This window comes from Bradyrhizobium sp. 179 (assembly GCF_023073535.1).
GTDB lineage: Bacteria > Pseudomonadota > Alphaproteobacteria > Rhizobiales > Xanthobacteraceae > Bradyrhizobium.
This window is the reverse complement of record NZ_JADPJR010000053.1, coordinates 105,001-129,957: the sequence shown is the minus strand read 5'-3', so window position 1 is coordinate 129,957 and position 24,957 is coordinate 105,001. Positions and strand designations below refer to the sequence as shown.

25 protein-coding genes (1 of these 25 only partly in view) are annotated in these 24,957 nt (G+C 64.2%); 12 read left to right on the top strand and 13 right to left on the bottom strand.

Going from position 1 to position 24,957, the window contains the following annotated elements:
• Positions 1-23 precede the first annotated feature (23 nt).
• From IVB12_RS12225 to IVB12_RS12215, 3 genes are all read right to left on the bottom strand, one after another.
• Positions 24-458 (bottom strand): hypothetical protein, encoded by a 435-nt coding sequence (locus IVB12_RS12225; RefSeq protein ID WP_247299152.1) that lies wholly within the window; start codon positions 456-458, stop codon positions 24-26.
• A 266-nt stretch (positions 459-724) separates the two neighbouring features.
• Positions 725-1,324, bottom strand: coding sequence for a nuclear transport factor 2 family protein (locus tag IVB12_RS12220; RefSeq protein ID WP_247299149.1), 600 nt, complete (start codon positions 1,322-1,324; stop codon positions 725-727).
• 136 nt (positions 1,325-1,460) lie between these two features.
• Positions 1,461-2,267 carry a response regulator gene (locus IVB12_RS12215; protein ID WP_247299147.1) on the bottom strand — a complete coding sequence of 269 codons (807 nt, stop codon included), beginning with the start codon at positions 2,265-2,267 and terminating at the stop codon, positions 1,461-1,463.
• A 229-nt stretch (positions 2,268-2,496) separates the two neighbouring features.
• On the opposite strand from IVB12_RS12215, the gene IVB12_RS12210 reads away from it, so the two are divergent.
• Positions 2,497-2,730: a NepR family anti-sigma factor gene (locus IVB12_RS12210; RefSeq protein ID WP_247277731.1), complete on the top strand. Its 234-nt coding sequence runs from the start codon at positions 2,497-2,499 to the stop codon at positions 2,728-2,730.
• A complete protein-coding gene (locus IVB12_RS12205; protein WP_008543571.1) occupies positions 2,730-3,278 on the top strand; it encodes a sigma-70 family RNA polymerase sigma factor in 549 nt (182 codons plus the stop codon). The genes IVB12_RS12210 and IVB12_RS12205 overlap by 1 nt, the downstream gene beginning before the upstream one ends.
• A gap of 90 nt (positions 3,279-3,368) precedes the next feature.
• On the opposite strand, the gene IVB12_RS12200 is transcribed toward IVB12_RS12205, so the two are convergent.
• From IVB12_RS12200 to IVB12_RS12165, 8 genes are all read right to left on the bottom strand, one after another.
• On the bottom strand, positions 3,369-4,067 hold the full coding sequence (locus tag IVB12_RS12200; protein ID WP_247299145.1) for a nitroreductase: 699 nt from the start codon (positions 4,065-4,067) through the stop codon (positions 3,369-3,371).
• Positions 4,068-4,214: 147 nt separating this feature from the next.
• Positions 4,215-5,459, bottom strand: a complete 1,245-nt coding sequence (locus IVB12_RS12195; RefSeq protein WP_247299142.1) for an acyl-CoA dehydrogenase — start codon at positions 5,457-5,459, stop codon at positions 4,215-4,217.
• Positions 5,460-5,592: 133 nt separating this feature from the next.
• Positions 5,593-6,840, bottom strand: a complete 1,248-nt coding sequence (locus IVB12_RS12190) for an acyl-CoA dehydrogenase (RefSeq protein ID WP_247299140.1) — start codon at positions 6,838-6,840, stop codon at positions 5,593-5,595.
• A 116-nt stretch (positions 6,841-6,956) separates the two neighbouring features.
• Positions 6,957-8,084 (bottom strand): acyl-CoA dehydrogenase family protein, encoded by a 1,128-nt coding sequence (locus IVB12_RS12185; protein ID WP_247299138.1) that lies wholly within the window; start codon positions 8,082-8,084, stop codon positions 6,957-6,959.
• 91 nt (positions 8,085-8,175) lie between these two features.
• Positions 8,176-10,047 carry an AMP-binding protein gene (locus IVB12_RS12180; RefSeq protein ID WP_247299136.1) on the bottom strand — a complete coding sequence of 624 codons (1,872 nt, stop codon included), beginning with the start codon at positions 10,045-10,047 and terminating at the stop codon, positions 8,176-8,178.
• Positions 10,048-10,090: 43 nt separating this feature from the next.
• Positions 10,091-10,897, bottom strand: coding sequence for an enoyl-CoA hydratase-related protein (locus IVB12_RS12175; RefSeq protein ID WP_247299134.1), 807 nt, complete (start codon positions 10,895-10,897; stop codon positions 10,091-10,093).
• A gap of 182 nt (positions 10,898-11,079) precedes the next feature.
• Positions 11,080-11,838 (bottom strand): SDR family NAD(P)-dependent oxidoreductase, encoded by a 759-nt coding sequence (locus tag IVB12_RS12170; protein WP_247299132.1) that lies wholly within the window; start codon positions 11,836-11,838, stop codon positions 11,080-11,082.
• A 53-nt stretch (positions 11,839-11,891) separates the two neighbouring features.
• Entirely contained in the window at positions 11,892-12,551 is a 660-nt protein-coding gene (locus tag IVB12_RS12165) for a TetR family transcriptional regulator (RefSeq protein ID WP_346657673.1), read from the bottom strand.
• Between the two features lie 152 nt (positions 12,552-12,703).
• On the opposite strand from IVB12_RS12165, the gene IVB12_RS12160 reads away from it, so the two are divergent.
• Together IVB12_RS12160 and IVB12_RS12155 are read left to right on the top strand one after the other, a co-directional pair.
• Complete coding sequence (locus IVB12_RS12160; RefSeq protein WP_247299128.1) at positions 12,704-13,876, top strand: acetyl-CoA C-acetyltransferase; 1,173 nt, start codon at positions 12,704-12,706, stop codon at positions 13,874-13,876.
• Positions 13,877-13,996: 120 nt separating this feature from the next.
• A complete protein-coding gene (locus IVB12_RS12155) occupies positions 13,997-15,541 on the top strand; it encodes an acyl-CoA synthetase (protein WP_247299126.1) in 1,545 nt (514 codons plus the stop codon).
• Between the two features lie 36 nt (positions 15,542-15,577).
• On the opposite strand, the gene IVB12_RS12150 is transcribed toward IVB12_RS12155, so the two are convergent.
• Positions 15,578-16,120 carry a methylated-DNA--[protein]-cysteine S-methyltransferase gene (locus tag IVB12_RS12150; RefSeq protein WP_247299123.1) on the bottom strand — a complete coding sequence of 181 codons (543 nt, stop codon included), beginning with the start codon at positions 16,118-16,120 and terminating at the stop codon, positions 15,578-15,580.
• Between the two features lie 136 nt (positions 16,121-16,256).
• Between IVB12_RS12150 and IVB12_RS12145 the strand changes: the two genes are divergently transcribed.
• Positions 16,257-17,075 (top strand): alpha/beta hydrolase, encoded by an 819-nt coding sequence (locus IVB12_RS12145; RefSeq protein WP_247299122.1) that lies wholly within the window; start codon positions 16,257-16,259, stop codon positions 17,073-17,075.
• Positions 17,076-17,077: 2 nt separating this feature from the next.
• Positions 17,078-17,890 (top strand): alpha/beta hydrolase, encoded by an 813-nt coding sequence (locus tag IVB12_RS12140; protein ID WP_247299120.1) that lies wholly within the window; start codon positions 17,078-17,080, stop codon positions 17,888-17,890.
• Positions 17,891-17,943: 53 nt separating this feature from the next.
• On the opposite strand, the gene IVB12_RS12135 is transcribed toward IVB12_RS12140, so the two are convergent.
• Positions 17,944-18,399, bottom strand: coding sequence for a carboxymuconolactone decarboxylase family protein (locus tag IVB12_RS12135; protein WP_247299498.1), 456 nt, complete (start codon positions 18,397-18,399; stop codon positions 17,944-17,946).
• Positions 18,400-18,499: 100 nt separating this feature from the next.
• On the opposite strand from IVB12_RS12135, the gene IVB12_RS12130 reads away from it, so the two are divergent.
• The 6 genes from IVB12_RS12130 to IVB12_RS12105 form a co-directional block, all read left to right on the top strand.
• Positions 18,500-19,357 (top strand): sigma-70 family RNA polymerase sigma factor, encoded by an 858-nt coding sequence (locus tag IVB12_RS12130; protein ID WP_247299117.1) that lies wholly within the window; start codon positions 18,500-18,502, stop codon positions 19,355-19,357.
• 84 nt (positions 19,358-19,441) lie between these two features.
• Positions 19,442-20,698: a M20/M25/M40 family metallo-hydrolase gene (locus IVB12_RS12125; RefSeq protein ID WP_247299115.1), complete on the top strand. Its 1,257-nt coding sequence runs from the start codon at positions 19,442-19,444 to the stop codon at positions 20,696-20,698.
• 195 nt (positions 20,699-20,893) lie between these two features.
• Complete coding sequence (locus tag IVB12_RS12120) at positions 20,894-21,571, top strand: GntR family transcriptional regulator (RefSeq protein WP_247299113.1); 678 nt, start codon at positions 20,894-20,896, stop codon at positions 21,569-21,571.
• A 140-nt stretch (positions 21,572-21,711) separates the two neighbouring features.
• Positions 21,712-22,512 (top strand): phytanoyl-CoA dioxygenase family protein, encoded by an 801-nt coding sequence (locus IVB12_RS12115; RefSeq protein WP_247299111.1) that lies wholly within the window; start codon positions 21,712-21,714, stop codon positions 22,510-22,512.
• Between the two features lie 158 nt (positions 22,513-22,670).
• On the top strand, positions 22,671-23,984 hold the full coding sequence (locus IVB12_RS12110) for a Gfo/Idh/MocA family oxidoreductase (RefSeq protein ID WP_247299109.1): 1,314 nt from the start codon (positions 22,671-22,673) through the stop codon (positions 23,982-23,984).
• Positions 23,985-24,162: 178 nt separating this feature from the next.
• A protein-coding gene (locus tag IVB12_RS12105) for an ABC transporter substrate-binding protein (RefSeq protein WP_247299107.1) crosses the window boundary here: on the top strand, positions 24,163-24,957 show its 5' portion. The gene runs 294 nt beyond the window's last position; 795 of the gene's 1,089 nt are visible here — the first part of the coding sequence; the start codon lies at positions 24,163-24,165; its stop codon lies off the right edge, out of view.

The window sequence follows — 24,957 nt, the reverse complement described above, 5'->3', positions numbered from 1 at the left end:
CCTTGACTGGACGAATGCCCAGATCAGGTCACGCAGCGGCCGGGCTGGAGCAGCTTGGCGATCTCGGTCAGAGAGCTGACCATCGGCTCGCAGGCGATCGTCGGCTTGCTGCGCGCCTTCTGCAGGCTCTGATTCTGGTTTTGGAGCAGCACCGGCGGCTTCGCATTGCCGGTCTCGATCACCGCCGGCACCCGCAGCAGCACCGACGTATCGGCAAGGTCATTCAGTCGCATCGACACGGTTCGGGTCGGAACCGGTGCCGGCTTGATCTCGCCAAGGCGGTCGGCCTTGCCGGTTCGGTTGACGTTGTGGCTTGGCGCGTAGTTGGTGCTGTGGCTGGGAATATCGGCGACGGCCTGCCAGCGGTCGGCCAGATCGTGGCCGGAGGCCAATTGCACCGCGCCCAGCGTTGCGGCAATCGCGACGGCGCCTAAAAATGCCTTTTGAGTCTGTGACATGGCTGTCGATCCCTCGCCCCATGGCGATCGCGGGAACAACGCTGACGAAGGATCAGGGGTTCTCGGCCGTCACGATCACTTAACCGTGTGCGAAAAAAGTCGCCGGCCGCGCAAAATATTTTGCAAGGCGTGGAACGACTTTCGCGGGCAGGAGTCGTCTCAGCAGCCGGCTATTCCCCCCTGCCCCATAAGCCGGCGACGTAGGGCGCGACTGTGGTGATGCCAGTCGCGCCTTACTTTTGTCTGGGGCTCACTTTTGCTTCGCGTTATTTGGCCGTCCCCGCCAGCCAGTCCCGCCCTTCACCATAGAGCTTCTCGACTTCAGGCCCGGTGAGGCCCGGCATGTCGCGCTTGACCTTGTAGCCGATCAGCTCCTGCATGTAGGCGAGGTGGCGGTAGCCTTCGGGAAGGGCGGCGAGCGCTTTCTGGTCGAGCTGAAGCGGCGCGGCGGGATCGACGGGGTCGATTCGGTCCTTCTCGTAGATCGGCTGGCGGCGGACGATTCCCCATTGGCCGTGCCGCTTCTCCAGGAAATCGTAGAAGCGTCCGGTGCAGACGACGTCGCAGAGCACGTCGTGCACCAGGGCCCGCTGTGAGATCGTCATTTTGGTCTGGGCGATGGCCCGCTCGCCCTCGAGGTCGATGCTGGTGCCACCGAGGAAATGCAGGATGCGCACGCCCTTGGCGAACCCCTCCTGGCTGACGCGCATGAAATCCCGCGCCGGCCCCTGAAACCAGGTGGCGGACATCCAGCCTTCATCATGCCAGACCGTGGCAAAGCGCTCCCAGTCGCCGGCGTCGCGCCACACCGCCCAGTTCTCGACGAGGTCGCGGATGGCCAGGCGATCGAGGAGTTGCTGGTCCATGTGCACGCCTCCGAGGGAAGTCCGATGCACGAGGTATGAGCGGCCAATTCGATGCCAGTCAAGCCGTGGCACGCAAACACTAAAAATCCGGCGTGCCCTTGCAGCACGCCGGATCAATCTTGCGCGGGAGCCTCTATCAGGCCGCCGGTGCCTTCGGCGTGCGGTTGCGCGAGTTGCGCTGGAAGAACAGCGCCTGGCTCGCCACCGCAGACACCATCGCCGGCTGGAACGGTTTTGAGATCAGGAACGCGGGCTCGGGGCGCTCGCCGGTGAGGAATCGCTCGGGGTACGCGGTGATGAACACCACCGGCACCTCGAAGGTGCGGAGCAGCTCGTTGACGGCGTCCAATCCGGACGAACCGTCGGCGAGCTGGATGTCGGCGAGGATCAGGCCGGGCCGCTTGTTCTTGGCCAGCGCCACCGCATCGGCATGGGTTCGCGCGACGCCGACGACGTTATGGCCGAGATTCTTCACCAAGCTCTCGAGGTCCATGGCAATGAAGGTCTCGTCCTCGATGATCAGCACGTCGGTGGCGATCTCGGCCGCCATCTCGCGTCCGGCGGCGTCCGCAAGCCGCCGCGTCTCGCCCACGTCGGTGCCGAGAATGAAGGCGACTTCCTCTTCCGAAAAGCCCTCGAGCGAGAGCAGCAGGAAGGCCTGCCGCGGCAGGGGTGTGATGTTCGACAGCCGCCGTTCCGGCGGCATCGGCAGTGTCGTCACCTCGGCATCGTCGTTGACGGAGACCGAATTCCAGATCTGGGTGAACAGCCGGAACAGGCCGGCGCGCGGCCCATGGCTCTCGTCGAGCACCGACGGATCGCCAAGCATGGCTTCCAACATGGCGGCGACATAGGCGTCACCGGAGGCCTGGCTGCCCGTCAGGGCACGTGCATACCGGCGCAACAGCGGCAAGTGTTCAGCAACGAGCTGTGAACGGGACATCCCCACTCCATTCATCTTCGGGCCAGCCTTGAGGTCACCCTTAGGTCAGGCGTTACGCGGGGGGCCCGGGTTCCCCTGCTCGGCTGTTTACGCCTCAGCTTCAGAAAAGTTCCGCATTGCGCGGAACTTTTTCTCGCAGCTCGCATTGTGCCTATCCAGGGAACGGCTCCCGGTTGAGAAAATTTCTCGATTTTACAGTCACTTAACTCGGGGAAACGTGGAACAGGTCATGAAAGATCTTAAGTCTCAAGCCAGCAAAAGCACGACCCCCGGCAAGGGAGGGCTCACTCCGGAGATCCAATCCCGGATCGGGCATCAGCTGCGCGCCATGTACGACGATGTCGTGCGGCAGGGGGTTCCGGATCGGTTCGCTGAACTGATCAAGAAGCTTGATGCACAAGGAGCGACTTCCCAAGTGGAAAATGAGGGCGGATCCAACGACAACAGCAATGGGAGGGATTAATGCCTCTCACCGACTCCCTGCGTAACGACATCCTGGCGGCCGTGCCGAGTCTGCGCGCGTTCGCGATCTCGCTCAGCGGCAATGCGGACCGCGCTGACGATTTGGTGCAGGAGACACTGCTTCGCGCGCTCGCCAACATCGACTCGTTCCAGCCTGGCTCCAATCTGCCGGCGTGGTTGTTCACGATCCTGCGCAACCTGTTCCGCTCCGACTATCGCAAGCGGCGGCGGGAGGTCGAGGACGCCGAAGGCAATTACGCCAAGACGCTGAAGACGCAACCATCGCAAAACGCGCATCTCGAATTCGAGGAGTTTCGTACGGCGCTCGACAAGCTTCCACAGGACCAACGTGAAGCGCTGATCCTGGTCGGCGCCTCCGGCTTCTCCTACGAGGATGCGGCCTCGATCTGCGGCTGTGCGGTCGGCACCATCAAGAGCCGCGTCAACCGCGCCCGCTCGAAGCTCGCTGCGCTGCTCTATGTCGAGGGCGCCGAGGACTTTGGGCCCGACGAGACCGTAAGGGCCGTGATCGGCGGCAGCGGCGGCTGACGGCGGCGTCAACTGGGTGAGACAAACAAAGGCGGCCGCTTCCGCGGCCGCCTTTGCGCGTCGCCGATGGCGCCAAGCTCGCAGCGCCGATCACTCCTCCACGAAGGTCACGGTATCGGCCACACTCGCCCGCGAGGTGCGGTAGCTGTTGACCTTGTGCGCGTGGTCGGCATAGCCGAACGAGATGCCGCAGACGATCCGGCGATCGTCGGGCAGGCTGAAGTGGCGGCGGATCAGACCGGAATGGCGCGCCAGCGCCGCCTGCGGAATGGTGCCGAGCCCAAGCGCCTGCGCGGCCAGCATGAAGTTGGAGACATAGGCGCCGCAATCGATCGCGCCGTAGATGCCGAGCGGCTCGTTGGTGTGAATGATCGCGACATGCGGCGCGCCGAAGAAATTGTAGTTCTCCAGCGCCTGCCTGGCATAGGCCGCCTTGTCGCCGCGGGCGATGCCGAGCGTGTTGTAGAGCTGAAAGCCGCTTTCGCGCCGGCGTTCGAGATAGACCCCGACATATTCGCGCGGCGGGGTGAAATCGTAATCGTCGCCAAGACCGCCGGAGGCTTCCGTATAGATCGCCTGGCGAAAGCGCTCCTTGGCCGCGCCGCTGGCGATGACGACCTGCCAGGGCTGGCTGTTGCACCAGGACGCCGTGCGCTGCGCCGTCTTCAGCACGTGCTCGATCGTGGCGCGGTCGACTTCCTTGGGGAGGAAAGCGCGAACGGAGTAGCGCTCGTTGAGCAGCTCTTCGAGCACGCCGATGCGGTCGATTTGTTTCACTTGTGCGTCCATGGATCAGCTCGCGTTGCTTTCCTCGTAGGTGGGTTAGCCGAAGGCGTAACCCACCTCTTTTGTTTCCGCGGCCACCGAAGTGGTGGGTTACGCCCAGCGGATCGCGCTTCGCGCATCCGCAGCGCTAACCCACCCTACAATGCCGCATCACCGTCCCTTGGTCGGGATCTTGTTGTACGGCACGTCCTTGTCGACGCGGATGTCGCCCGGCAGACCTAGCACCCGCTCGGCGATGATGTTGCGCAAAATCTCGTCGGTGCCGCCGGCGATACGCATCGAGGGCGAGGACAGCAGCATTTGCTGGAACTGGCCCTGCGCCGTCTCCTCGTCGCTGCCTGTGAGAACACCGGCTGCGCCCTGGAGGTCCATGGCGTAGGTCGCGATGTCCTGGAGCATCATGCCCGAGACCAGCTTGCCGATCGAATTCTCCGGGCCCGGTCGCTCGCCCTTCGACAGCGCCGAGATCGCGCGGTAGCTGGTGTATTTCAGCCCGCTCGCCTTCACGGCCCAACTGGCGAGCTTCGAGCGCACGGCGGGATCGTCGATCGCAAGTCCGTCCTCCAGCATCAGATTCGAGCAGAACTCGAATATCTCAGGCACGCCGGTTGCGAGCCGCGCGCCGATCGACATGCGCTCGTTCATCAGCGTGGTCAGCGACACGCTCCAGCCCTCGCCGACGGCGCCGAGGCGCTGGCTGTCGGGGATCACGACGTCGGTGAAATAGACCTCGTTGAATTCCTGCATGCCGTTGGCTTGCTTGATCGGACGCACCTCGACGCCCGGGCTCTTCATGTCCAGGAAGAACATGGTGAGGCCCTTGTGCTTCGGCACGTTCGGATCGGTACGCGCAATCAAGAGACCGTAATCGGAATAATGCGCGCCCGAGGTCCAGATCTTCTGGCCATTGACGACCCAGCTATCGCCCTTCTTCTCGGCACGGGTGCGGAGGCCCGCAACGTCGGAGCCGGCCGACGGCTCCGAGAAAAGCTGGCACCAGATCTCCTCGCCAGAGGCGAGCTTCGGCAAGTATCGGCGCTTGGCATCTTCGCTGCCGAAGGCCATCACGGTCGGGCCGCACATACCTTCGCCGATCTGGAACGGTTGCGTCAGCTTGCCGTAGACGCCCTCTTCCTGTTGCCAGATGACGCGTTCGATCGGCGTCGCGCCGCGGCCGCCATATTCCTTCGGCCAGGGCAGGCAGGCCCAGCCGCCTTCCGCCTTCTTCTTCTGCCAGGCCTTGCCGACCTCGACGATGTCTTGCTTGGCAAGGCGGATTCGGCCAAGCGAAGATTTTGACAGCTCGGCATGGAGTTCCTTCGGTGCGTTGGCCTCGACCCATTTGCGCGCGGTCTCGCGGAATGCGGCCTCTTGCGGGGTGTCGTCGAAATTCATCTTCGAACTCTCCTCTCCCTGACCCGGACGCCGCGCAGCGCAAAGCGGTGCGCTGCCAAGCCGGGGCCCATTGTAGCTCGGGGTCCCGGCGCGGCGGAGCGGTACTTCGTACCGTACCGCGTCCGGGACATGATTAACCTCTTCCCTTTGTCGGGATCTTGTTGAACGGCACGTCCTTGTCGACACGGATGTCGCCCGGCAGGCCCAGCACCCGCTCGGCGATGATGTTGCGCATGATCTCGTCGGTGCCGCCTTCGACGCGCGTACCCGGTGCACGCAGCAGCATCGCCTGGAAGCGGCCCGCGACTTCGGCATCCTCTGGACTGCTGACGACACCAGCCGCACCCTGCAACTCGAGCGCGTAGGTCGCGACGTCCTGGATCATCGAGCCTGCCACCAGCTTGCCGATGGAATTCTCCGGCCCCGGCCGCTCGCCCTTCGATAGCGCCGAGATCGCGCGCATGCTGGTGTAGCGCAGGCCGCTCGCCTTCGCCGCCCAATTCGCCAGCTTCGCGCGCACGGCGCGATCATCGATCGCAGGACCATCGTCGAGCATCAGGCTGGAGCAATATTCGAACAGCTCCGGAAAGCCGGTCGAGACGCCTGCGCCAATCGACATGCGCTCGTTCATCAGCGTGGTCAGCGAGACATTCCAGCCGTCACCGACCTCGCCAAGGCGCTGGTGATCGGGGATGCGGACATTCGTGAAATAGACCTCGTTGAAATCGGACGCACCGCTCGCCTGCTTGATCGGCCTGACCTCGACGCCCGGGCTCTTCATGTCCAGGAAGAACATGGTGAGGCCCTTGTGCTTGGGCACGGTCGGATCGGTGCGGGTCAAGAGGATGCCGTAGTCCGAATAATGCGCGCCTGATGTCCAGATCTTCTGGCCGTTGATGACCCATTCATCGCCGTCCTTCTCCGCGCGAGTACGAAGCCCCGCGACATCCGAGCCGCCGGCCGGCTCGGAGAACAGCTGGCACCAGACCTTCTCGCCGGAAGCGAGCGGCGGCAGATAGGTGCGCTTATGTTCCTCGCGCGCAAACGCCATCATGGTCGGCCCGCACATGCCGTGGCCGATGATGAACATGTGGGAGAGCTTTCCGAACGGACCTTCCTCCTGCTGCCAGATCACGCGCTCGATGGGCGATGAGCCGCGGCCGCCATACTCCTTCGGCCAGTGCAGGCAGGCCCAGCCGGCATCGGCCTTCTTCTTTTGCCAGGCCTTTGCGACCTCGAGAATGTTCGCGTTCCTGAGCTGGGTGCGGCCGAGCGAAGATTTGCGCAGCTCTTCTTCGTATTGCTTGGGCGCGTTCGCATCAATCCATGCGCGGGCGGTGGCGCGGAATTCGGCCTCTTGCGGGGTGTCGTCGAAGTTCATGGCTCTTTCTCTTCTTCGGTCATTCCGGGGCGATGCAAAGCATCGAACCCGGAATCCAGAGGTTACCGACTCAAATCGAGATTCCGGGTTCGCGCTTCGCGTGTCCCGGAATCACATCAGGCCGCGTTCTTCTTGCGCATGCGGTCGATCAACTGGTCTTCCCAATAGGTGAGGCTGCCGAGCCCGAGCGCCATGGCGTTGGCGCGGCGGTAGTACATGTGGCAGTCGAACTCCCAGGTGAAACCCATGCCGCCGTGAACCTGGATGTTGTTCTTGGCGCAGTGCTGGAACGCCTGCGTCGCGCTGATGCGCGCGGCGGCGGCGGCTTCCGGCAATTCGGCTGCGTTGGTCGAGAGCGCCCAGGCACCGTAATAGCTGTTGGAGCGTGCCAGCGTCGCCGAGACATACATGTCGGCGAGCATGTGCTTTACGGCCTGGAACGAGCCGATCTGCCGGCCGAAGGCGATGCGGTCGAGGGCGTAGTCGCGGCCCATTTCCAGGGCGCGGTCGGCGCCGCCTACTTGCTCGAACGCGCACAGCACCGCGGCGCGGTCGAGCACCTGGGTGAGGATGCTCCAACCCTCGCCGGCGCCCCCCAGCGGCTCGGCCTTACAGTCCTTGAAGGTGATCTCGGCCTGCCCACGGGTCGGATCGAGGTTGGTGAGGCTTTTCACTTCGGCGCCGCCGGCCCTGAGATCGACCAGGAACAGCGAGATGTCATTCTCACGTCCGCTCGATCCCGTGCGCGCGGCCACCACCGCGAAATTGGCGATGGCGCCGTCGGCGACCGGCTTCTTGACTCCATTGAGCGCGCCATTCGAAGCGGTCAGCTTGACGTTCTTCGGCGACGGATTGCCCTTGCCTTCGAACAGCGCCAGCGTGCCGATCGCCTCGCCCGAGGCAATAGCGGGCAGCCACTTTTTCTTTTGCGCGTCACTGCCGGCGATCAGCAGCGCTTCGGCGGCGAGGTAGACAGTTGAGGAGAACGGCACCGGCGCGTTCGCGCGCCCCATTTCCTCCGCGATCACGCAGAGCTCGAGATGGCCGGCGCCCGCACCGCCGAACTCTTCCGGGATCGCGACGCCGAGAAACCCCATTTCGGCAAGGCCCTTCCACAGCTCCTTGTCATAGGGCGCCTTGCCGTCGAGGACGACGCGCACGGCTTTCGGCGAGCACTTTTCGGCGAGGAATTTGCGCGCTTGGTCGCGGAGCTGCTTCTGATCGTCGGAGAAATCGAAGTTCATGGCGGGCTACCTTTTCGTCGTACTCATTGAGCCGTCATTCCGGGCCTGGCCCTTCGGCCATCCCGGAATGACGAGTTTGAGAGTTGCGCATTCATCGCAGTACGATCACATCTTCATCCGGCTCATCCGCATAAAGCCGCTCCACCAGCGATGCGCGGCGCTCTAAGCCGGCGCGCTGGTTGATGTAGCCCTTATCGGTGAGCTCGTTGCCGTCGATCGAGGGCGGTTCGGCCATCAGCATGGCACGCGCGATGATGCGGCTGCTGGCGCCTTCGCATTCCCGGTTGTGCGTCTCCAGCCCGCGCCTGAAGCAGGCGATCACCTCGGGGTGCCTGACCGCATCCGCAAAGCTCAGATCGGGATTGCCGACGAGTTGGCGACAAGCGTGCAGGTTCGGCCAAGCCAGCAGGCCGATAAACGGGCGATCCTGTCCCGCGACCAGCGCGTCATGCACGACGGGCGTTGCGGCCGCGATCGCATCTGTACGGAGTGAGCCGACATGCACGAAGGTGCCCGTGGTGAGCTTGAAATCCTCCACCACGCGCCCGGCAAAGATGATGCCCTGCACCGGATCCTTCTCGTCGACGAAGATGCCGGCATCGCCGATGCAGTAAAAACCCTCCTCGTCGAACATCTTCTTCGTTAGCTCAGGCTGACCGAAATAGCCGGGCGTGACGTTGACGCCGCGCAGTCGCAGTTCGTATTTCGAGCCGCACGGCACCATCTTCAATTCGACCCCGGGGAACGGGAGGCCGATCAGGCCGACGCGCTCGGTCTCCCAATACGTGCCGGTCGAGGTCGGCGCGGTCTCGGTCGAGCCCCAGCCGGTGTAGAACACGATGCGCTCACCGGTCGTCTTCACCGCGAGCGCCTGCATGCGATCGTAGAGATCGTCCGGCAGGCGCGCGCCGCCATAGGCCATGATCGACAGGTTCTTGAAGAACGAGCGGCACAGCGCGTCGTCCTTCTCCATCGCCGCCGCCAACGCAGCATAGCCGGCCGGCACGTTGGCGTAATAGGTCGGCGAGATCTCGCGCAAGTTTCGCAGCGTCTCTTCGAATTGGCCCGGCATCGGCCGGCCGTCATCGATATAGAGCGTACCGCCTTCGACGAGGATCGGGTGGAACGCCGCATTGCCGCCCATGGTGTGGTTCCAGGGCATCCAGTCCAGCATGGTCGAGATCGGACCGGTGGGATCACGGGGCCGCACCTGCATCATCATCGCCGCATTAGCGCACATCATCTCTTGCGTGTTGATGACGGCTTTTGGCATGCCGGTCGAGCCGGAGGTAAACAGCAGTTTGCCGACGGTCTGGGGCGTGATCTGTGCAATCGACGCTTCGACCTCGGCGGTCACCGGCGTTGCGGCGAGCTCGGCAAAGCTGACGCTCTTGATGCCGTCGCAGGGACGCGCGACGTGAACGACGGTAACGCCGGTGAGGTCGAGCGCCTTCAGTGCCTTTTCGAAGATCGGGCCGTCCTGCACCATCACCACGGCCGGCTTGATCAAATCGAACAGATATTTCAGCTTGACATGATCGTGGCTCATCAGCGAGTAGGCCGGCGACACGGGCGCCGCCGGAACGCGCGCCTGCATCGCGGCCTGCGTCATCAGGGCGTGCTCGATCGAATTGCCGGAGAGGATCGTGACGGGCCGTCCCTCGAGCTTGAGGTTCAGTAGCGCTTGCGTCAGCGCATCCACGGTGCGCTTGGCTTCGCCATAGGACACTTTGCGCCATTCGCGATTCGCTCCGCCGCGCTGCGCGAGCCAGATGCGCTCGGGCGCCTGTTTCGCCCATTTCGCCAGCGAAGCCGGAATGTGCTTGTCGTAAGGCTGCAGCGGAATGCGCGACTTCAGCACCACCGTGCCGTCGCCGCGGCGCTCGACGGCGATGTCGCGCTTGAGCCACTCGACCTTGCGAAAGGCGGGTTTCGTCATCACCGCCGCCGCGCTTCCACTCATTTTGCGTCTCCCGGAATTTCTTGTCCTTGGCGGATCTTTGTCTTTAGCGTTTGATATAGACAGGCTTTCGCTTCTCAAGGAAGGCCCTGATGCCTTCCGAAAATTCCTCGGAACGGCTGCACAGGACCTGGTTGCGGTCTTCCATTGCGATCGCAGCTTCCAGCGAACCGGCATCGACGCTCATGTTGAGACATTCCTTGGAGAGACTCAGCCCCACGGGCGAGGCCGTCATCATCGCGTTGACATAAGGCGCGGCTGCATCATCGAGCCTGTCCTCGTCGACGACCTCCGAGACGAGCCCGACCGCGAGCGCGCGGTCGGCGCCGATGAAACGCCCCGTCAGGATCAACTCGGACGCCACGGACACCCCGACGAGCCGCGGCAGGAAATAGCTAGTGCCGATGTCGCAGCCGCCGAGGCCGAGCTTGATGAAAGCGCAATTCATGCGCGCCGATTTCGTGGCGATGCGGATGTCGGAGGCAAGCGCCAGCGCAAAGCCGCCGCCGGCCGCGGCGCCCTGCACAAGAGCCAGGATCGGCTGCGGACAGCGCCGCATCAACATCACGATGTCGGCGATGCGCCGCTGCGAATCCAGCGACTCGGTAACGCCAGGCGGCTCCTGCTGTCCGACACGACGAGCCATCGCGGCCTTGAGATCGAGGCCGGCACAGAAATTCTTGCCCGCGCCCTTCAGCACGACCACGCGCGTGTCGCGATTGCGCTGAATGCGCTGGAAATAGACATTGAGCGCATCGATCAAGGCCGGATCGAGCGCATTGAGGCTTTCAGGACGATTCAGCGTCACCCGGTCAACGCCGTCATCATGCTCGATCAGCAGCGGTCGGGACATTGGGGCCTCGTGCATGTGCGCGTGAGGTGCCTATTATTGTGCCCTCTCCCCTTGTGGGAGAGGGCATGCACGTCGGTAGCCACGAGTTCGCTCGGGTGAGGGGTCTGCGTCCGCGGATAGAGACCCCTCATCCGGCGCTTCGCGCCACCTTCTCCCACAAGGGGAGAAGGAAAGAAGAGAGTCTACCTCGGCGCCATACGGATCGCGCCGTCAAGGCGGATGGTCTCGCCGTTCAGCATCGGGTTCTCCACGATGTGCACGGCGAGCATGCCGTACTCGGCGGCGTCACCGAGGCGCGAAGGATGCGGCACCTGGGCGCCCAGGCTCTTGCGGGCTTCCTCGTTCAGGCCCATCAAGAGCGGCGTGAAGAACAGGCCGGGCGCGATGGTATTGACGCGGATCTTCTGGCTGGCGAGGTCGCGCGCGGCCGGCAGCGTCAGGCCGACGACGCCACCCTTCGAGGCCGAATAGGCGATCTGGCCGATCTGGCCTTCGTAAGCGGCGACCGAGGCTGTGTTGACGATGACGCCGCGCTCTTCACCGAGCGGCTCGATCGTGACCAGGCGCTCGGCGAACAGGCGCAGGCAGTTGAAAGTGCCGATCAGGTTGACGTTGATGATGCGGGCGAACTTTTCCAGCGGGTAAACGCCGTCGCGGCCGACGATACGCTGCGAGCCGCCGATGCCGGCGCAGTTCATCAGTACGCGCGCGACGCCATGCGCGGCTTCTGCCTTGGCGATCGCCGCCTTGATCTGCTCTTCGCTGGTGACGTCGGCATGGAGCGCGACGCCCTTCACCTCGGCGGCAACCTTCTCGGCGTTTTCCTTGCTCTGGTCGATCACGCCGATCTTGGCGCCCTTGGCGGCCATGGCCCGGGCGGTCGCGGCACCAAGCCCCGAACCGCCGCCGGTGATGAGAACGGCTACGTCTTTCAACTGCATCGCTTGTACCTTTCCTTGGGCGTTTCTTCTCTGGACTTGAAAGCTCGGCCGGATCATCCGGCCGCGACAGCTTCCTCGGCTTGCGCGAGGATGCCGCCGCAGATCAGCGTTTCCATGTGCTTGATGTATTGCCGGCAGACTTCGTCGGTGACCGGGCCGACCCCGGTCGCGCGAGACATCGCGTGCCGGCCGAAGAACAGATGGTCGCAGGCGCCGATCAGGCTGGTGTAGAACAGCACCGGATCGGTGGCGCGGAATTCGCCGCTTCGCTCGCCCTCGGCGAGCAGGCGGCGGTGAAAGTCGAGCAGCGGCGCAACGAAGAATTTCGAGACTTCGTCGGCGGAGCTCGCGCTGGTCTCGTGCAGCAGATAGTGGATCAGCCGGTTCATGTAAGGGAACCGGTAATAGGCGCGGATGATACCGCCGATGTGCAGTTTCAGCTTCGCCGTCGGCGTGATGGGCTGCGCCAGCAGGTATTCGAGATTGGACAGCTCGGTCGCAGCATCGCGCGCGAGCAATGCCAGCAGCAGGCCGTCCTTGTTGCCGAAGTGATATTTGACCAATGCGGCGTTGGCGCCCGACTTCTGCGCGATATCGGAGAGCGAGATCTCGATCGAGGAGCGTTCGATCATCAGCTCGCTTGCGGCCACGAGCAATTTCTCTGCCGTGGAATTCTTCCCGCTGGGGAGCTTGGTCGGTACGCTGGTAGCCACAGAGATCCCTGAACATGCCTCGTGAGGCGCGCAGATAAGCCCAAGCCGCGCCGCATCACAAGAGTTAATTGATCGATTGACTAAACGATCTCACGCCCCTTAAATCCCTCCCCGACAACCAACCCCAATCAAGAATTCAGGGAGAAACCGACATGGCCGAGGCTTACATCGTCGCCGCTGCGCGCACCGCGGGCGGGCGCAAGGGGGGCCGCCTCGCCGGCTGGCATCCGGCCGATCTCGCCGCCAAGGTGCTGGACGAGCTGGTCGACCGCACCAAGGTCGATCCCGCCCAGGTCGAGGACGTGATCATGGGCTGCGTGATGCAGGTCGGCGAGCAGTCCAACAACGTCGCGCGCAACGCGGTGATGGCCTCAAAACTGCCGGAGAGCGTGCCGGGCACGTCGATCGACCGCCAGTGCGGCTCCTCGCAGCAGGCGCTGCACTTCGCCGCGCAAGCCGTGATGTCCGGTGCGATGGACGTCGTGATCGCGGCCGGCGTGGAATCGATGACGCGGGTGCCAATGGGCCTGTCGTCACAGCTCCCGGCCAAGAACGGTTTTGGCAATTACAAGAGTCCGGGCATCGAGAAGAAGTATCCGAACATCGTCTTTAGCCAGTTCACCGGCGCGGAGATGATGGCGGAGAAGTACGGCCTCTCCAAGGATGAGCTCGACGAATATTCCTACAACAGCCATCAGCGCGCGATCGCGGCGACGCAAGCCGGCCATTTCAAGCAGGAGATCGTGCCGCTCGAGATTACCCGTGCGGACGGCAGCAAGGACACCCATCAGATCGACGAGGGCATCCGCTTCGACGTCAGCCTCGACGGCATCAAGGGCGTCAAGCTGATCGCCGAGAACGGCAAGCTCACCGCGGCCAGCGCCAGCCAGATCTGTGACGGCGCTTCCGGCGTCATGGTGGTGAACGAGCGCGGCCTGAAGCAGCTCGGCGTCAAGCCGCTCGCGCGCATTCATCACATGACCATGACGGGCGGCGATCCCGTCATCATGCTGGACGCCCCGCTGCACGCGACCAAGCGCGCGCTGGAGAAGGCCGGCATGAAAATCGGTGACATTGACCTGTTCGAGGTCAACGAGGCCTTCGCCTCGGTGCCGACCGCGTGGCTGAAGACCACCGGCGCCGACCCGGAGCGTCTCAACGTCAACGGCGGCGCCATCGCGCTCGGCCATCCGCTCGGCGGCTCCGGCACCAAGCTGATGACCACGTTGGTCCACGCCCTGCACCAGCGCGGCAAGCGCTACGGCCTGCAGACCATGTGCGAGGGCGGCGGCATGGCCAACGTGACGATCGTCGAACGACTGTAAGAAAAAAACAAAAGCGAGTAGTGAGTGGCGAGTAGCGAATGGTGATCAGGCGAAGAGCGGTTTGCCCTTCTTCCCTACTCGCCATTCGCTACTCGCCATTCGCGTTTTGAGGAAACGCCCATGACTCACCCCTCCATCCACGCCCGCACCACGCCGAACAAGATCGCCTATCGGATGGCCGGCACCGGCAAGGCGATCACCTATCGCGAGCTCGACGAGCTCTCGAACCAGGGCGCGCATCTGTTCCGCTCGCTTGGCTTGAAGGCCGGCGACCACATCGCGCTGTTGATGGAGAACCGGCTCGCCTTCATGGAGATCTGCTGGGCAGCACAACGCAGCGGGCTCTATTACACCGCGATCAGCCGCTATTTGAAGCAGGACGAGATCGACTACATCGTGAACGATTGCGGCGCCAAGGTCGTCATCACCACGCCGAAATGCGCCGACCAGATCAAGGGCCTGATCAGGGGCGCCGCCGGCGAGCCGATCTTCTACATGATGGACGAGCCCTCACCGGGCTTCCGCTCCTACGATAAGGAAGCCGCCGCGCAGCCGACGGCGCCAATCGCAGACGAGGTCGCCGGCTACGATATGCTCTACTCGTCCGGCACCACCGGGCGGCCCAAGGGTGTCAAGAAGGCCTTCGAAGGCAAAGCGATCGACGAGCCGAATCCGTTTCTGCGCGTGCTCTGCGCCGACATGTGCGGCATGAACGCCGAAAGCATTTATCTCTCGCCGGCGCCGCTCTATCACGCGGCTCCGTTGCGCTTCAACATGATGGCGATCGTGCTCGGCGGCACCTCCATCATCATGGAGCATTTTGACGCCGAGGAATTTTTGAAGCTGGTCGAAAAATACAAGGTCACGCAGTCGCAGCTGGTGCCGACCATGTTCGTGCGCATGCTGAAGCTGCCGGACGAGGTGCGCACCGAATACGATGTCTCCACGCTCAAGGGCGCGATCCACGCCGCCGCGCCCTGCCCTGTCGATGTCAAAGCCAAGATGATCGAATGGTGGGGACCGATCCTGATCGAGTATTACGCCGGCTCAGAAGGCAACGGCGTCACCGTCTGCACTTCGCACCAATGGCTGGAGCACCGCGGCAGCGTCGGCCGCGCTGTGGTCGGCACGATCAAGATTCTGGACGAGAACGACGAGGAGCAGCCGGTGGGCGAGATCGGCACGGTCTATTTCGCCGACGCGCCGGCCTTCACCTATCACAACGACCCCGAGAAGACGAAGAAGGCCTACAACGCCAAGGGCTGGTCGACGCTCGGCGACGTCGGCTATCTCGACAAGGACGGCTTCCTCTACCTCACCGACCGCAAATCCTACATGATCATCTCCGGCGGCGTGAACATCTATCCGCAGGAGGCCGAGGACGTGCTCATCACCCACCCCGAGGTCGCCGACGTCGCCGTGTTCGGCGTGCCGAACGAGGAGATGGGCGAAGAGGTGAAGGCGGTGGTGCAGCCGCACGACATGAGCCGTGCCGGCAAAGCACTCGAAGCCGACCTGATCGCCTATTGCAAGCGCCGCCTCTCCGCCATCAAGTGCCCGCGCTCGATCGATTTCGAAGCCGAGCTGCCGCGCACGCCGACGGGCAAGCTGGTGAAGCGGCACTTGCGCGACAAATATTGGCCGAACACGGTCGCGAAGATTTAGGGCGCGCTCACCCTCCAGGGGAGGGTGGCAGCCTCCTCAATCAAACAGACTCGGCGTGTGGTTCACCAGCGCGCCTTCGATCTCGAGCATCTTCAGCTTCGTCACCACGCCGCCATTCGCCGAGAAGCCGCCCGGTTTGTTGCCGGCCGCGAGCACGCGATGGCAGGGCACGACGATCGGGCACGGATTGCGGCCGAGCGCCTGGCCGACGTCGCGCGACAGTTCGACGCCGCCAAGCCGCTTGGCGATGTCGCCATAGGTCATGGTCTTGCCCGGCGGGATGGTGCGGGCGATGTCGTAGACGCCGCGGTTGAACTCGGGTACGCCGTCGAGGTCGAGCAGGATGTCGGTGAGATTATCGGGTTCGCCGGCGAGCAGTTTGACGATGCGATCGATCGCGTGTTGCACCTCGGCGGTGGGCTCGCCTTCGGTCGCCTCGGCATGACGCTGATGAATACGGGTGCGGATCTTCTGCTCGCCGCCCATCGGCAGTTGCGTGCCATTGATGCCGCGCGGGCCCCAGGCGATGGCGCACAGGCCGATCCTGGTGTCGAACAGGGCAAAATGCTGGTCAGTCATGGCTTGGTTCCTGGCTGCGTCCTTGTCGCATGCCCGATTGTGTTGTCCGTTCGAATTTAGGCTTGGAAATAGTTGCGATCCACCCGGTTTCCGGGGAATCTTGCACAGAGTTCCTGTTCCTTCGCGCGGGCCCAGAATGCAAAGCCTCCACGTCAACGGATACGACATGCCCTATCTGGACGTGGGCGAAGCCAAGGGCGGCCCGCCGCTGGTCTGCGTGCACGGCTCGCTGAACGACTTCCGCGTCTGGGGTTGCGTGCTCGGCCCGTTGTCGCAGCGACATCGGGTGATCGCTGTCAGCTTGAGGCACTTCTACCCGGCGCGGTGGGACGGCGTCGGGGACACCTATTCGATCGCCCAGCATGTTGATGACGTCATCGCCTTCATCGAGCAGCTCGACCTCGGCCCAGTCGACCTGATGGGCCATTCCCGCGGCGGGCACATCTGCTTCCGCGTGGCGCAGCGGAGGCCGGATTTGCTGCGGCGACTGATCCTCGCCGAGCCGGGCGGCGAGCTCGATGCGAGCCTCGATCCCGATTATGTCGGCGGCCCCTCGCCGCTGCTGGCGCGCTTTACGGCGTCGGCCGCGAGGATCGCGACCGGCGACGTCGACGGCGGCCTCGCCGTCTTCGTCGACGCGCTGGAGGGCCCCGGCACCTGGCCGCGGCTGCCGGCGACGGTGAAGCAAAATCTGCGCGACAACGCCATGACGCTGATCGGTCAGGTCCGCGACAACCGCCCGCCGTTCTCGAAGGCGGATGCGGAGTCCATCAAAATGCCGACGCTGTTCATCCTGGGCGCGCGGACCAAGGGCCTGCTGCCGAAGGTGCTGCATGCGCTCGCGGCGCATGTGCCCTATTCGAAGACAGCGATCATCCCGAACGCGACGCACCCGATGTTCGAGCAAGCGCCGCAAAAATACTCCGAAGTGGTCCTGGATTTTCTGGCGAGCTGATCATGCAGACATTTCGCGTCAACGGCTACGACATGGCCTATCTCGAAGTCGGAGACGGTCCGCCGCTGGTCTGCGTGCACGGCACGTTAGGGGATTTCCGCACCTGGTATTCGGTGCTCGGACCGCTGTCGAGGCATCATCGCGTGATCTCGGTCAGCCTGCGCCACTTCTTTCCCGAGCATTTGGATGCCGTCGGCGACGATTACAAGATGGCCCAGCACGTCCTCGACGTGATCGCCCTCATCGAGCAGGTCAGGCCCGCACCGGTCGACCTGATGGGGCATTCGCGCGGCGGTCACATCGCCTTCCGCGTAGCGCAGACACGGCCTGATCTGTTGCGAAAACTGGTGTTGGCCGAGCCGGGCGGCGATCTCGATGCCAGCCTGCCGGTTCCCGAAGGCACGCCCGCGCATCCGCCGCTCGCCGCCCGCACGGCGCGCTCCGTCGAGATGATCCGCGCCGGCGACATCGAGGGCGCGCTGCAGAATTTTTACGACGGCATCGAAGGCGACGGCTCCTGGCGGCGCGTACCGGCGGCGGCCAAGCAGCAACTGCGCGACAACGCGATCACTTTCCTCGGCCAGATCAACGAGCAGCGCAAGCCCTACACGCTCGCCGATGCGCAGGCGATCAGGACGCCGACGCTGCTGATCGGCGGCGGCGCGACGACGGGAAGCCTGTCGGTGACGTGGCGCGTGCTCGCCGAGCACATCGCGGGCAGCAAGACGGCGGTTATTCCGAACGCCGGCCACTGGATGTTCGAACAGGCGCCGCTGGAGTTCGGCGAGGCGGTGAACAGGTTCCTGGCGGAGTAGGAGCGCTCTCTTCGCCCCTCCCCTGCGTCCGGGGAAAGGGGAAGGAAGAGGCCTCACACCTTCCAAACGCCGACCGGCATCTTGATCGTCGCATTCAGCCGGTTCCAGACGTTGATCGTCGCGATCGCGAGGATCAGCGTTGCGAGCTCGCGTTCGTCAAAGTGCTTTGCGGCCTCGTTCCAGATCGCATCAGGCACCGGATCTTCGCGATCGGCAAGGCGCGTGACCGCCTCGGTCAGCGCCAGCGCGGCGCGCTCGGCCTCGGTGAAATAGGGCGCTTCGCGCCAGGCGGACACGGCGAACAGGCGCTCGTCGGTCTCCCCGAGCTTACGGGCGAGCTTCGGGTGCATATCGACGCAGACGCTGCAGCCATTGATCTGGCTGGCCCGCAGGTGCACCAGTTCGAGGAGCTTTTCCGGCAGACCCTGCTTGGTCAGGTTGCCAATGGATTGAAGATGGTTCATGGCCTCAGGCAGGACCATTACCGGGTGATTCATGCGAGCGTGCATCATCTTGCGTCTCCGTCTGTTGAATTTCGAACGTTCCGGTCACATCGGCCGGATTGGCTTCGTCATGGGCATGACGGATCGCAATGAGGGAATGTGACCGATGACCGAACAAAATTTTCTTAGCCATCAGTTCGAGGCCAACCGGGACCATTTGCGCGCCGTGGCCTACCGGATGCTGGGGTCGCGTGCTGAGGTCGACGATGCCGTGCAGGAGGCTTGGCTGCGGGTCAGCCGCTACGACATGTCCGATGTCGCGAACCTGCGCGGCTGGCTCACGACGGTGGTCGCGCGGATCTGCCTCGACATGCTGCGCGCACGGAAATCGCGCCGCGAGGATCCGATGGGCCCGCACGTGCCCGAGCCCATCGACGAGACGCGCGAGCGCGAGGCGGAGATGGCCGATTCCGTCGGCGCGGCCCTGTTGGTCGTGCTGGAGACCTTGCAGCCGGCGGAGCGCCTCGCCTTCGTGCTGCATGACATGTTCGCCGTGCCCTTCGAGGAAATCGCGCCGATCGTCGGCCGCTCGGTCGAGGCGTCGCGGCAGCTCGCGAGCCGCGCCCGGCGGCGGGTGCAGGGCGCACCGGTGCCCGAGACCGACCTGTCGCACCAGCGCGGAATCGTCGATGCCTTCCTCAAGGCGTCGCGCGAAGGCGATTTCGAGGGCCTGCTGACCGTGCTCGATCCCGACGTCGTATTCCGCGCCGACCAAGCCGCGGTGCGGCTCGGCTCGCTGCCCGAGATTCGCGGCGCCGATGCGGTGGCGCAGCTCTACAAGGGCCGCGCCCAGGCCGCACGGACCGCACTGGTCGACGGCGAGATCGGCGTCGCCGTCATCCTCGACGGACATCTGCGCATCGCACTTCGTGTCACCTTCAATGGCGACCGGATCGCGGGAATCGAGGCGCTGGCCGATGCCGAGCGGATTGCGGCGCTCGATGTGGAGGTGCTTGAGCGCTAGCCAAACGTGGCATCTGGATTGCCCAGGTGTTACGGTTCCGTCGCATCGCGCGGTGCCGCCGCTCGATACGGGAAAGGACACCTCATGACATTCCGCCTCACTCCCTTGCTTGCTCTGTCGCTGCTCGGTCTCACCGCCAGCGCTACGAGCGCGGTCGCGGCCGCCGACGAGAAGCTGAAAGCCGCGGCCGAGCAGGAGAAGGCGCCGCTGATCGAGACGCTGCGTGACATGGTGATGATCGAGAGCGGCAGCGGCGACGCCGAAGGCTTGAAGAAGATGGCCGACTTCACCGAAGCGCGCCTGAAGGCGCTCGGCGCCACCACCGAGCGACGCAAGACCACCGCCGGCACCGGCGCCGATATGGTGATCGCCACGTTCAAGGGCTCGGGCACGCGAAACCTGATGCTGATCGCGCATATGGACACGGTCTATCAGCGCGGCGTCCTCGCGAGCGAGCCGTACCGCGTCGACGGCAACCGCATCTATGGCCCCGGCGTCGCCGACGACAAGGGCGGCATCGCCGTGGTGCTGCATGCGCTCAAGATACTGAAGGATGCCGGCTGGCACGATTATGCCAGGCTCACCGTGTCGTTCAATCCAGATGAAGAGGTGGGGTCGATCGGGTCGGGCGAGATGATCGCGGAGCTCGCCGACCAGCACGACGTCGTGCTCTCCTGCGAGCCGACGGCGGCTTCGCCTCCGGCAAAGAACGACTCCTTGCTGTTGGGGGCGAGCGGCACCGCGACGGCGAAGATGGAGGTGAAAGGACGCGCTTCGCATGCCGGCGCTGCGCCCGATCTCGGCCGCAACGCGCTGATCGAGCTCGCCCATCAATTGCTGCAAACCAAAGACCTCGCCAAGTCGATCCCCGGCACGCAGCTCAACTGGACCACGGCGCAGGCCGGCACCGTACGCAACCAGATTCCGGAAAAGGCCGAGGCCGGCGCCGACATCCGCCTCACCATTCCCGATGGCATCGCCAAGTTGAAGGCGGCGCTCGACGAGAAGGTGAAGGAGAAGCTCGTGCCCGACACCGAAACCAAGGTGACGATCACAGCAGGCCGCCCGCCCTTCGTCGCGAGCGGTCGCGGCCGCGCGCTGGCCGAGGTGGGACAGGCGATCTATGCCGAGATCGACCGCAAGCTCGACATCACCGAGATGACGGGAGGCGCCACCGATGCCGGCTACGCCAACCGCAGCGGCAAGGCGGTCGTGGTCGAGAGTTTCGGCCTCGCCGGCTTCGGCTATCATGCCCGCGACGAGTTCATCGACATCAACTCGATCGTGCCGCGGCTCTATCTGATGAGCCGGATGCTGATCGAGCAGGGCAAGATGAAGTAGGACGGCGCCGGGCCGGATCCTTTTCTCGAAAAACAACCCCATGCACAGTAGGCGGTGCTAGCAATATCAATAGCTTAGCGCGTTTCCAAATGAGACGCGGCCATCCTCCAGGACCGCTTGACGCCCTCAGCCGTACCGCGTAGCTTCGAATACGGAATTCCGTATTCCGTTTTCATGTCCCGCGGAGCTGCCGGCGTGATCCCTCTCGACCCACTCCCGAACTTGATCGACCAGGTCTATGCCCGGATCCTGGAGGCGATCTCCGACCGCACCCTTCCCCCTGGCCAGCGCATCCGGCAGAACGAGCTCGCCGACAAGCTCGGCGTCTCCCGCCAGCCGGTGTCGCACGCGCTGCATTTGTTGCACCGGCAGGGCCTCGTCGCCGAGAGCGGCAAGCGCGGCTTTGAGGTCACCCAGCTTGACCCTTCACGCATCCGCCAGCTTTACGAGGTGCGTGGCGCCATCGATGCACTCGCCGCCCGGCTTGCTGCCGAGCGTGCAGGCACAGACGCGGCGGGTCGCGCGCGGCTGGAGGCGGCGCTTGCCGCCGGACGCCCCATCGACCGTAACACGACGCTGGCCGAACTCATCGGGCTCGACGTCGATTTTCATCGCGCGATCTACCAGCTCGCTGGCAATCCCGTGATCGAGGAGACGATGGCGCCGCAATGGCCACACATGCGCCGCTCGATGGCGACCGTGCTGTCCGAGCTCGATTATCGCGCCAGCGCCTGGGCGGAGCATGCCAATATCGCCAAGCACATTCTCGCGGGCGATGCGAACGCTGCCGAACGCGCGGCGCTGGCCCATGCGCAGACGGCGGGACGGATGACCGAGGAGAGATTGCGGGCGACTGAGGAGGTGGCGGCGTAACCACAAACGCCGTCATTCCGGGGCACGCGAAGTGTGAGCCCGGAATCCATCGAGCGGCAGAGATTGTGGATGAATGGATTCCGGGTTCGGTCCTGCGGACCGCCCCGGAATGACAACAATAAACAACAGGAGGACCACCCATGAAACTGTCTCAGGAGCAATTGGAGTTCTTCCACCGCGAGGGCTGGCTGTTCCTGCCCGAATTGTTCAGCCAGGAGGAGGTCGATCTGCTCGCGCGAGAGGCGGTCGGCATCTATGACACCAACCGGCCGGAGGTCTGGCGCGAGAAGAGCGGTGCGCCGCGCACCGCCTTTGCCGCGCATCTCTACAACGAGGCCTTCCGCATCCTGGGCGCCCATCCGCGCATGATCGAGCCGGTCGAGCAGCTCTTCGGCGAGCCGGTCTACATGCACCAGTTCAAGATCAACGCTAAATCGGCCTTCACCGGCGACGTCTGGCAGTGGCACCAGGATTACGGCACCTGGAAGCGCGACGACGGCATGCCGGAGCCGCGCGCGATGAACATCGCAATCTTCCTCGACGAGGTGATGCCGATCAACGGCCCCCTGATGCTGGTGCCGCGCAGCCAGAATGCCGGCGACCTCGAAGCCTCGCATGACCTCGCCACCACCTCCTATCCGCTGTGGACGCTGGACGAGGACACCGTGACACGCCTCGTCAAGCAGGGCGGCATCGTTGCGCCCACGGGCAAACCCGGCGGCATGCTGATGTTTCACGGCAATCTCGTGCACGGCTCGGGCGGCAACATCACGCCCTACCCGCGCAAAATCGTGTATTTGACGCTGAATGCGGTCTCGAACTACATCCGCACCCCGACGCGGCCGGACTACATCGCGCATCGCGATTTCACACCGATCAAGACGGTGGAGGACGACGCGCTGCTGCGGCTTGCGCGTGCGCCGCGGCAGGCAGCGGAGTAAATTCCGGGGCGCGCGAAGCGCGAACTACGGTGCGCAATTGCGCACCTGAGAATCCATTTATCCGCGGTCTCTGCGGCCCGACCCGATGGATTCCGGGCTCGCGACTTCGTCGCGCCCCGGAATGACGAGCTTTGGTTTTAACACTACGGACATACCCCATGAACCTTTTCCGCCTCCTCCAGGCCCGCGCGTCCGCCGGCAAGCCCGTTCGTGTCGCGCTGATCGGCGCCGGCAAATTCGGTTCGATGTTTTTGGCGCAGGTGCCGCACACGCCGGGGCTGGAGGTGCCCATCATCGTCGACATCGATCGCGATCGCGCCCGCGAGGCGTGCCGCACCGTCGGTTGGACCGCCGAGCGCATCGCCGCGACCACCTTCACCGATGACGGTGTGCGCGCTATTGCCGGCGGTGGGATGGACGTGGTGGTGGAGGCGACCGGAAATCCCGCCGCCGGCATTACGCATGCGCGCGCTGCGATTGCGGCGGGCAAGCATATCGTGATGGTCAATGTCGAAGCCGACGTGCTGGCGGGCCCCCTGCTCGCCGAGGAAGCGCGAAGAGCCGGCGTCGTCTATTCGCTCGCCTATGGCGACCAGCCGGCACTGACGGCGGAGATGGTGGATTGGGCGCGGGCCACCGGCTTCCGCGTCGTTGCCGCCGGCAAGGGCACAAAATATCTGCCGGCCTATCATGACGTGACGCCTGACGGCGTCTGGCAGCATTACGGCCTCACCCCGGGCGAAGCGCAGGCGGCCGGCATGAATCCGCAGATGTTCAACTCTTTCCTCGACGGCACCAAATCGGCGATCGAGATGGCCGCGATCGCCAATGCCTGCGCCCTCGACGTGCCCGCGGACGGCCTACTGTTTCCGCCCTGCGGCGTCGACGATCTGCCACATATCATGCGGCCGCGCTCACGCGGCGGCGTGCTGGAGCGAGCGGGCGTGGTGGAAGTGGTGTCCTCGCTCGAGCGCGATGGCCGACCGGTGTTTCGCGACCTCCGCTGGGGCGTCTATGTCGTGCTGGAGGCACCGAACGACTATGCTGCCGATTGCTTCAGGCAATACGGCCTGAAGACCGACGCCAGCGGGCGCTATGCGGCGATGTACAAGCCCTATCATCTGATCGGCCTCGAACTGAACATCTCGGTGCTGTCGGCGGCGCTGCGGAGCGAGCCGACCGGACAGGCCACAGGCTTCCGCGGCGACGTCGCGGCTGTGGCCAAACGCAATCTGCGCGCCGGCGAGATGCTGGATGGCGAAGGCGGCTACACGGTGTGGGGCAAGCTGGTACCGGCGGCCGCGAGCCTGAAGGCCGGCGCGCTGCCGATCGGTCTCGCGCATCGTGTGAAACTGAAACATGACGTCGCGCATGGCGCGGTGGTGCGCTGGAGCGACGTCGAGTTCGATGCAGGCAACGAGACAGTGAAGGCGCGCAAGGCCATGGAGGACGCGTTCGCAGCGCAGCATTGAGGGCGTCGCCGGCAGCGCAACCAAAGTGCGCTTGCTTTGCTGCGGCCCTTTCGTCATCCTGATCACGATCCGGAATTCGAATTTCGGACGCCAAGGAACGTCGGCCGCCGGCGAAGACAAAGCGACGCCAAGATCGCAATCCCCTCGTCGAGGACTCGACATCACAGGAGGGAAACGCATGGAACGTCGTAAATTCCTGACGGCGGGCGGGCTGGGCCTCGCCGCAAGCGCAGTCGCGGCGCCAGCTGTCGCGCAATCGATGCCCGAGGTGAAATGGCGCCTGGCGGCGAGTTGGCCGAAATCTCTGGATACGCTGTATGGCGGCTGCGAATATTTCTGTAAGCGGGTCGCCGAGATCACCGACAACAAATTCCAGATCCAGCCCTTCGCCGCCGGCGAAATCGTGCCGGGCCTGCAAGTGCTCGACGCGGTCTCGAACGGCACGGTCGAGATCGGCAACACCGCGCTGTATTATTACTGGGGCAAGAATCCCGCCTTCACCTTCGGCACATCGCTGCCATTCGGGCTCAACACGCGCCAGCACATCTCTTGGCTATTGTGGAACGGTGGCCAGGAGATGCTGAACGATCTCTTGAAGGAGCATAACGCGATCGGCGTGCCCACAGGTTCGACCGGCGCCCAGATGGGCGGCTGGTTTCGCAAAGAGATCAAGACCGTCGATGATCTCAAGGGACTGAAATTCCGCGTCGGCGGGTTTGCCGGCACCATCATCTCGAAGCTCGGTGGTGTCCCGCAGCAGATCGCGGCAGGCGACATCTACCCCGCGCTGGAAAAGGGCACGATCGACGCGGCCGAATGGGTGGGCCCCTATGACGACGAGAAGCTCGGCTTCGTCAAGGTGGCGAAGTACTATTATTATCCGGGCTGGTGGGAAGGCACCGGCCAGGGCCACAACATCATGAATCTCGAGAAGTGGAATGCGCTGCCCAAGCATTATCAGGCGGCCATTTCG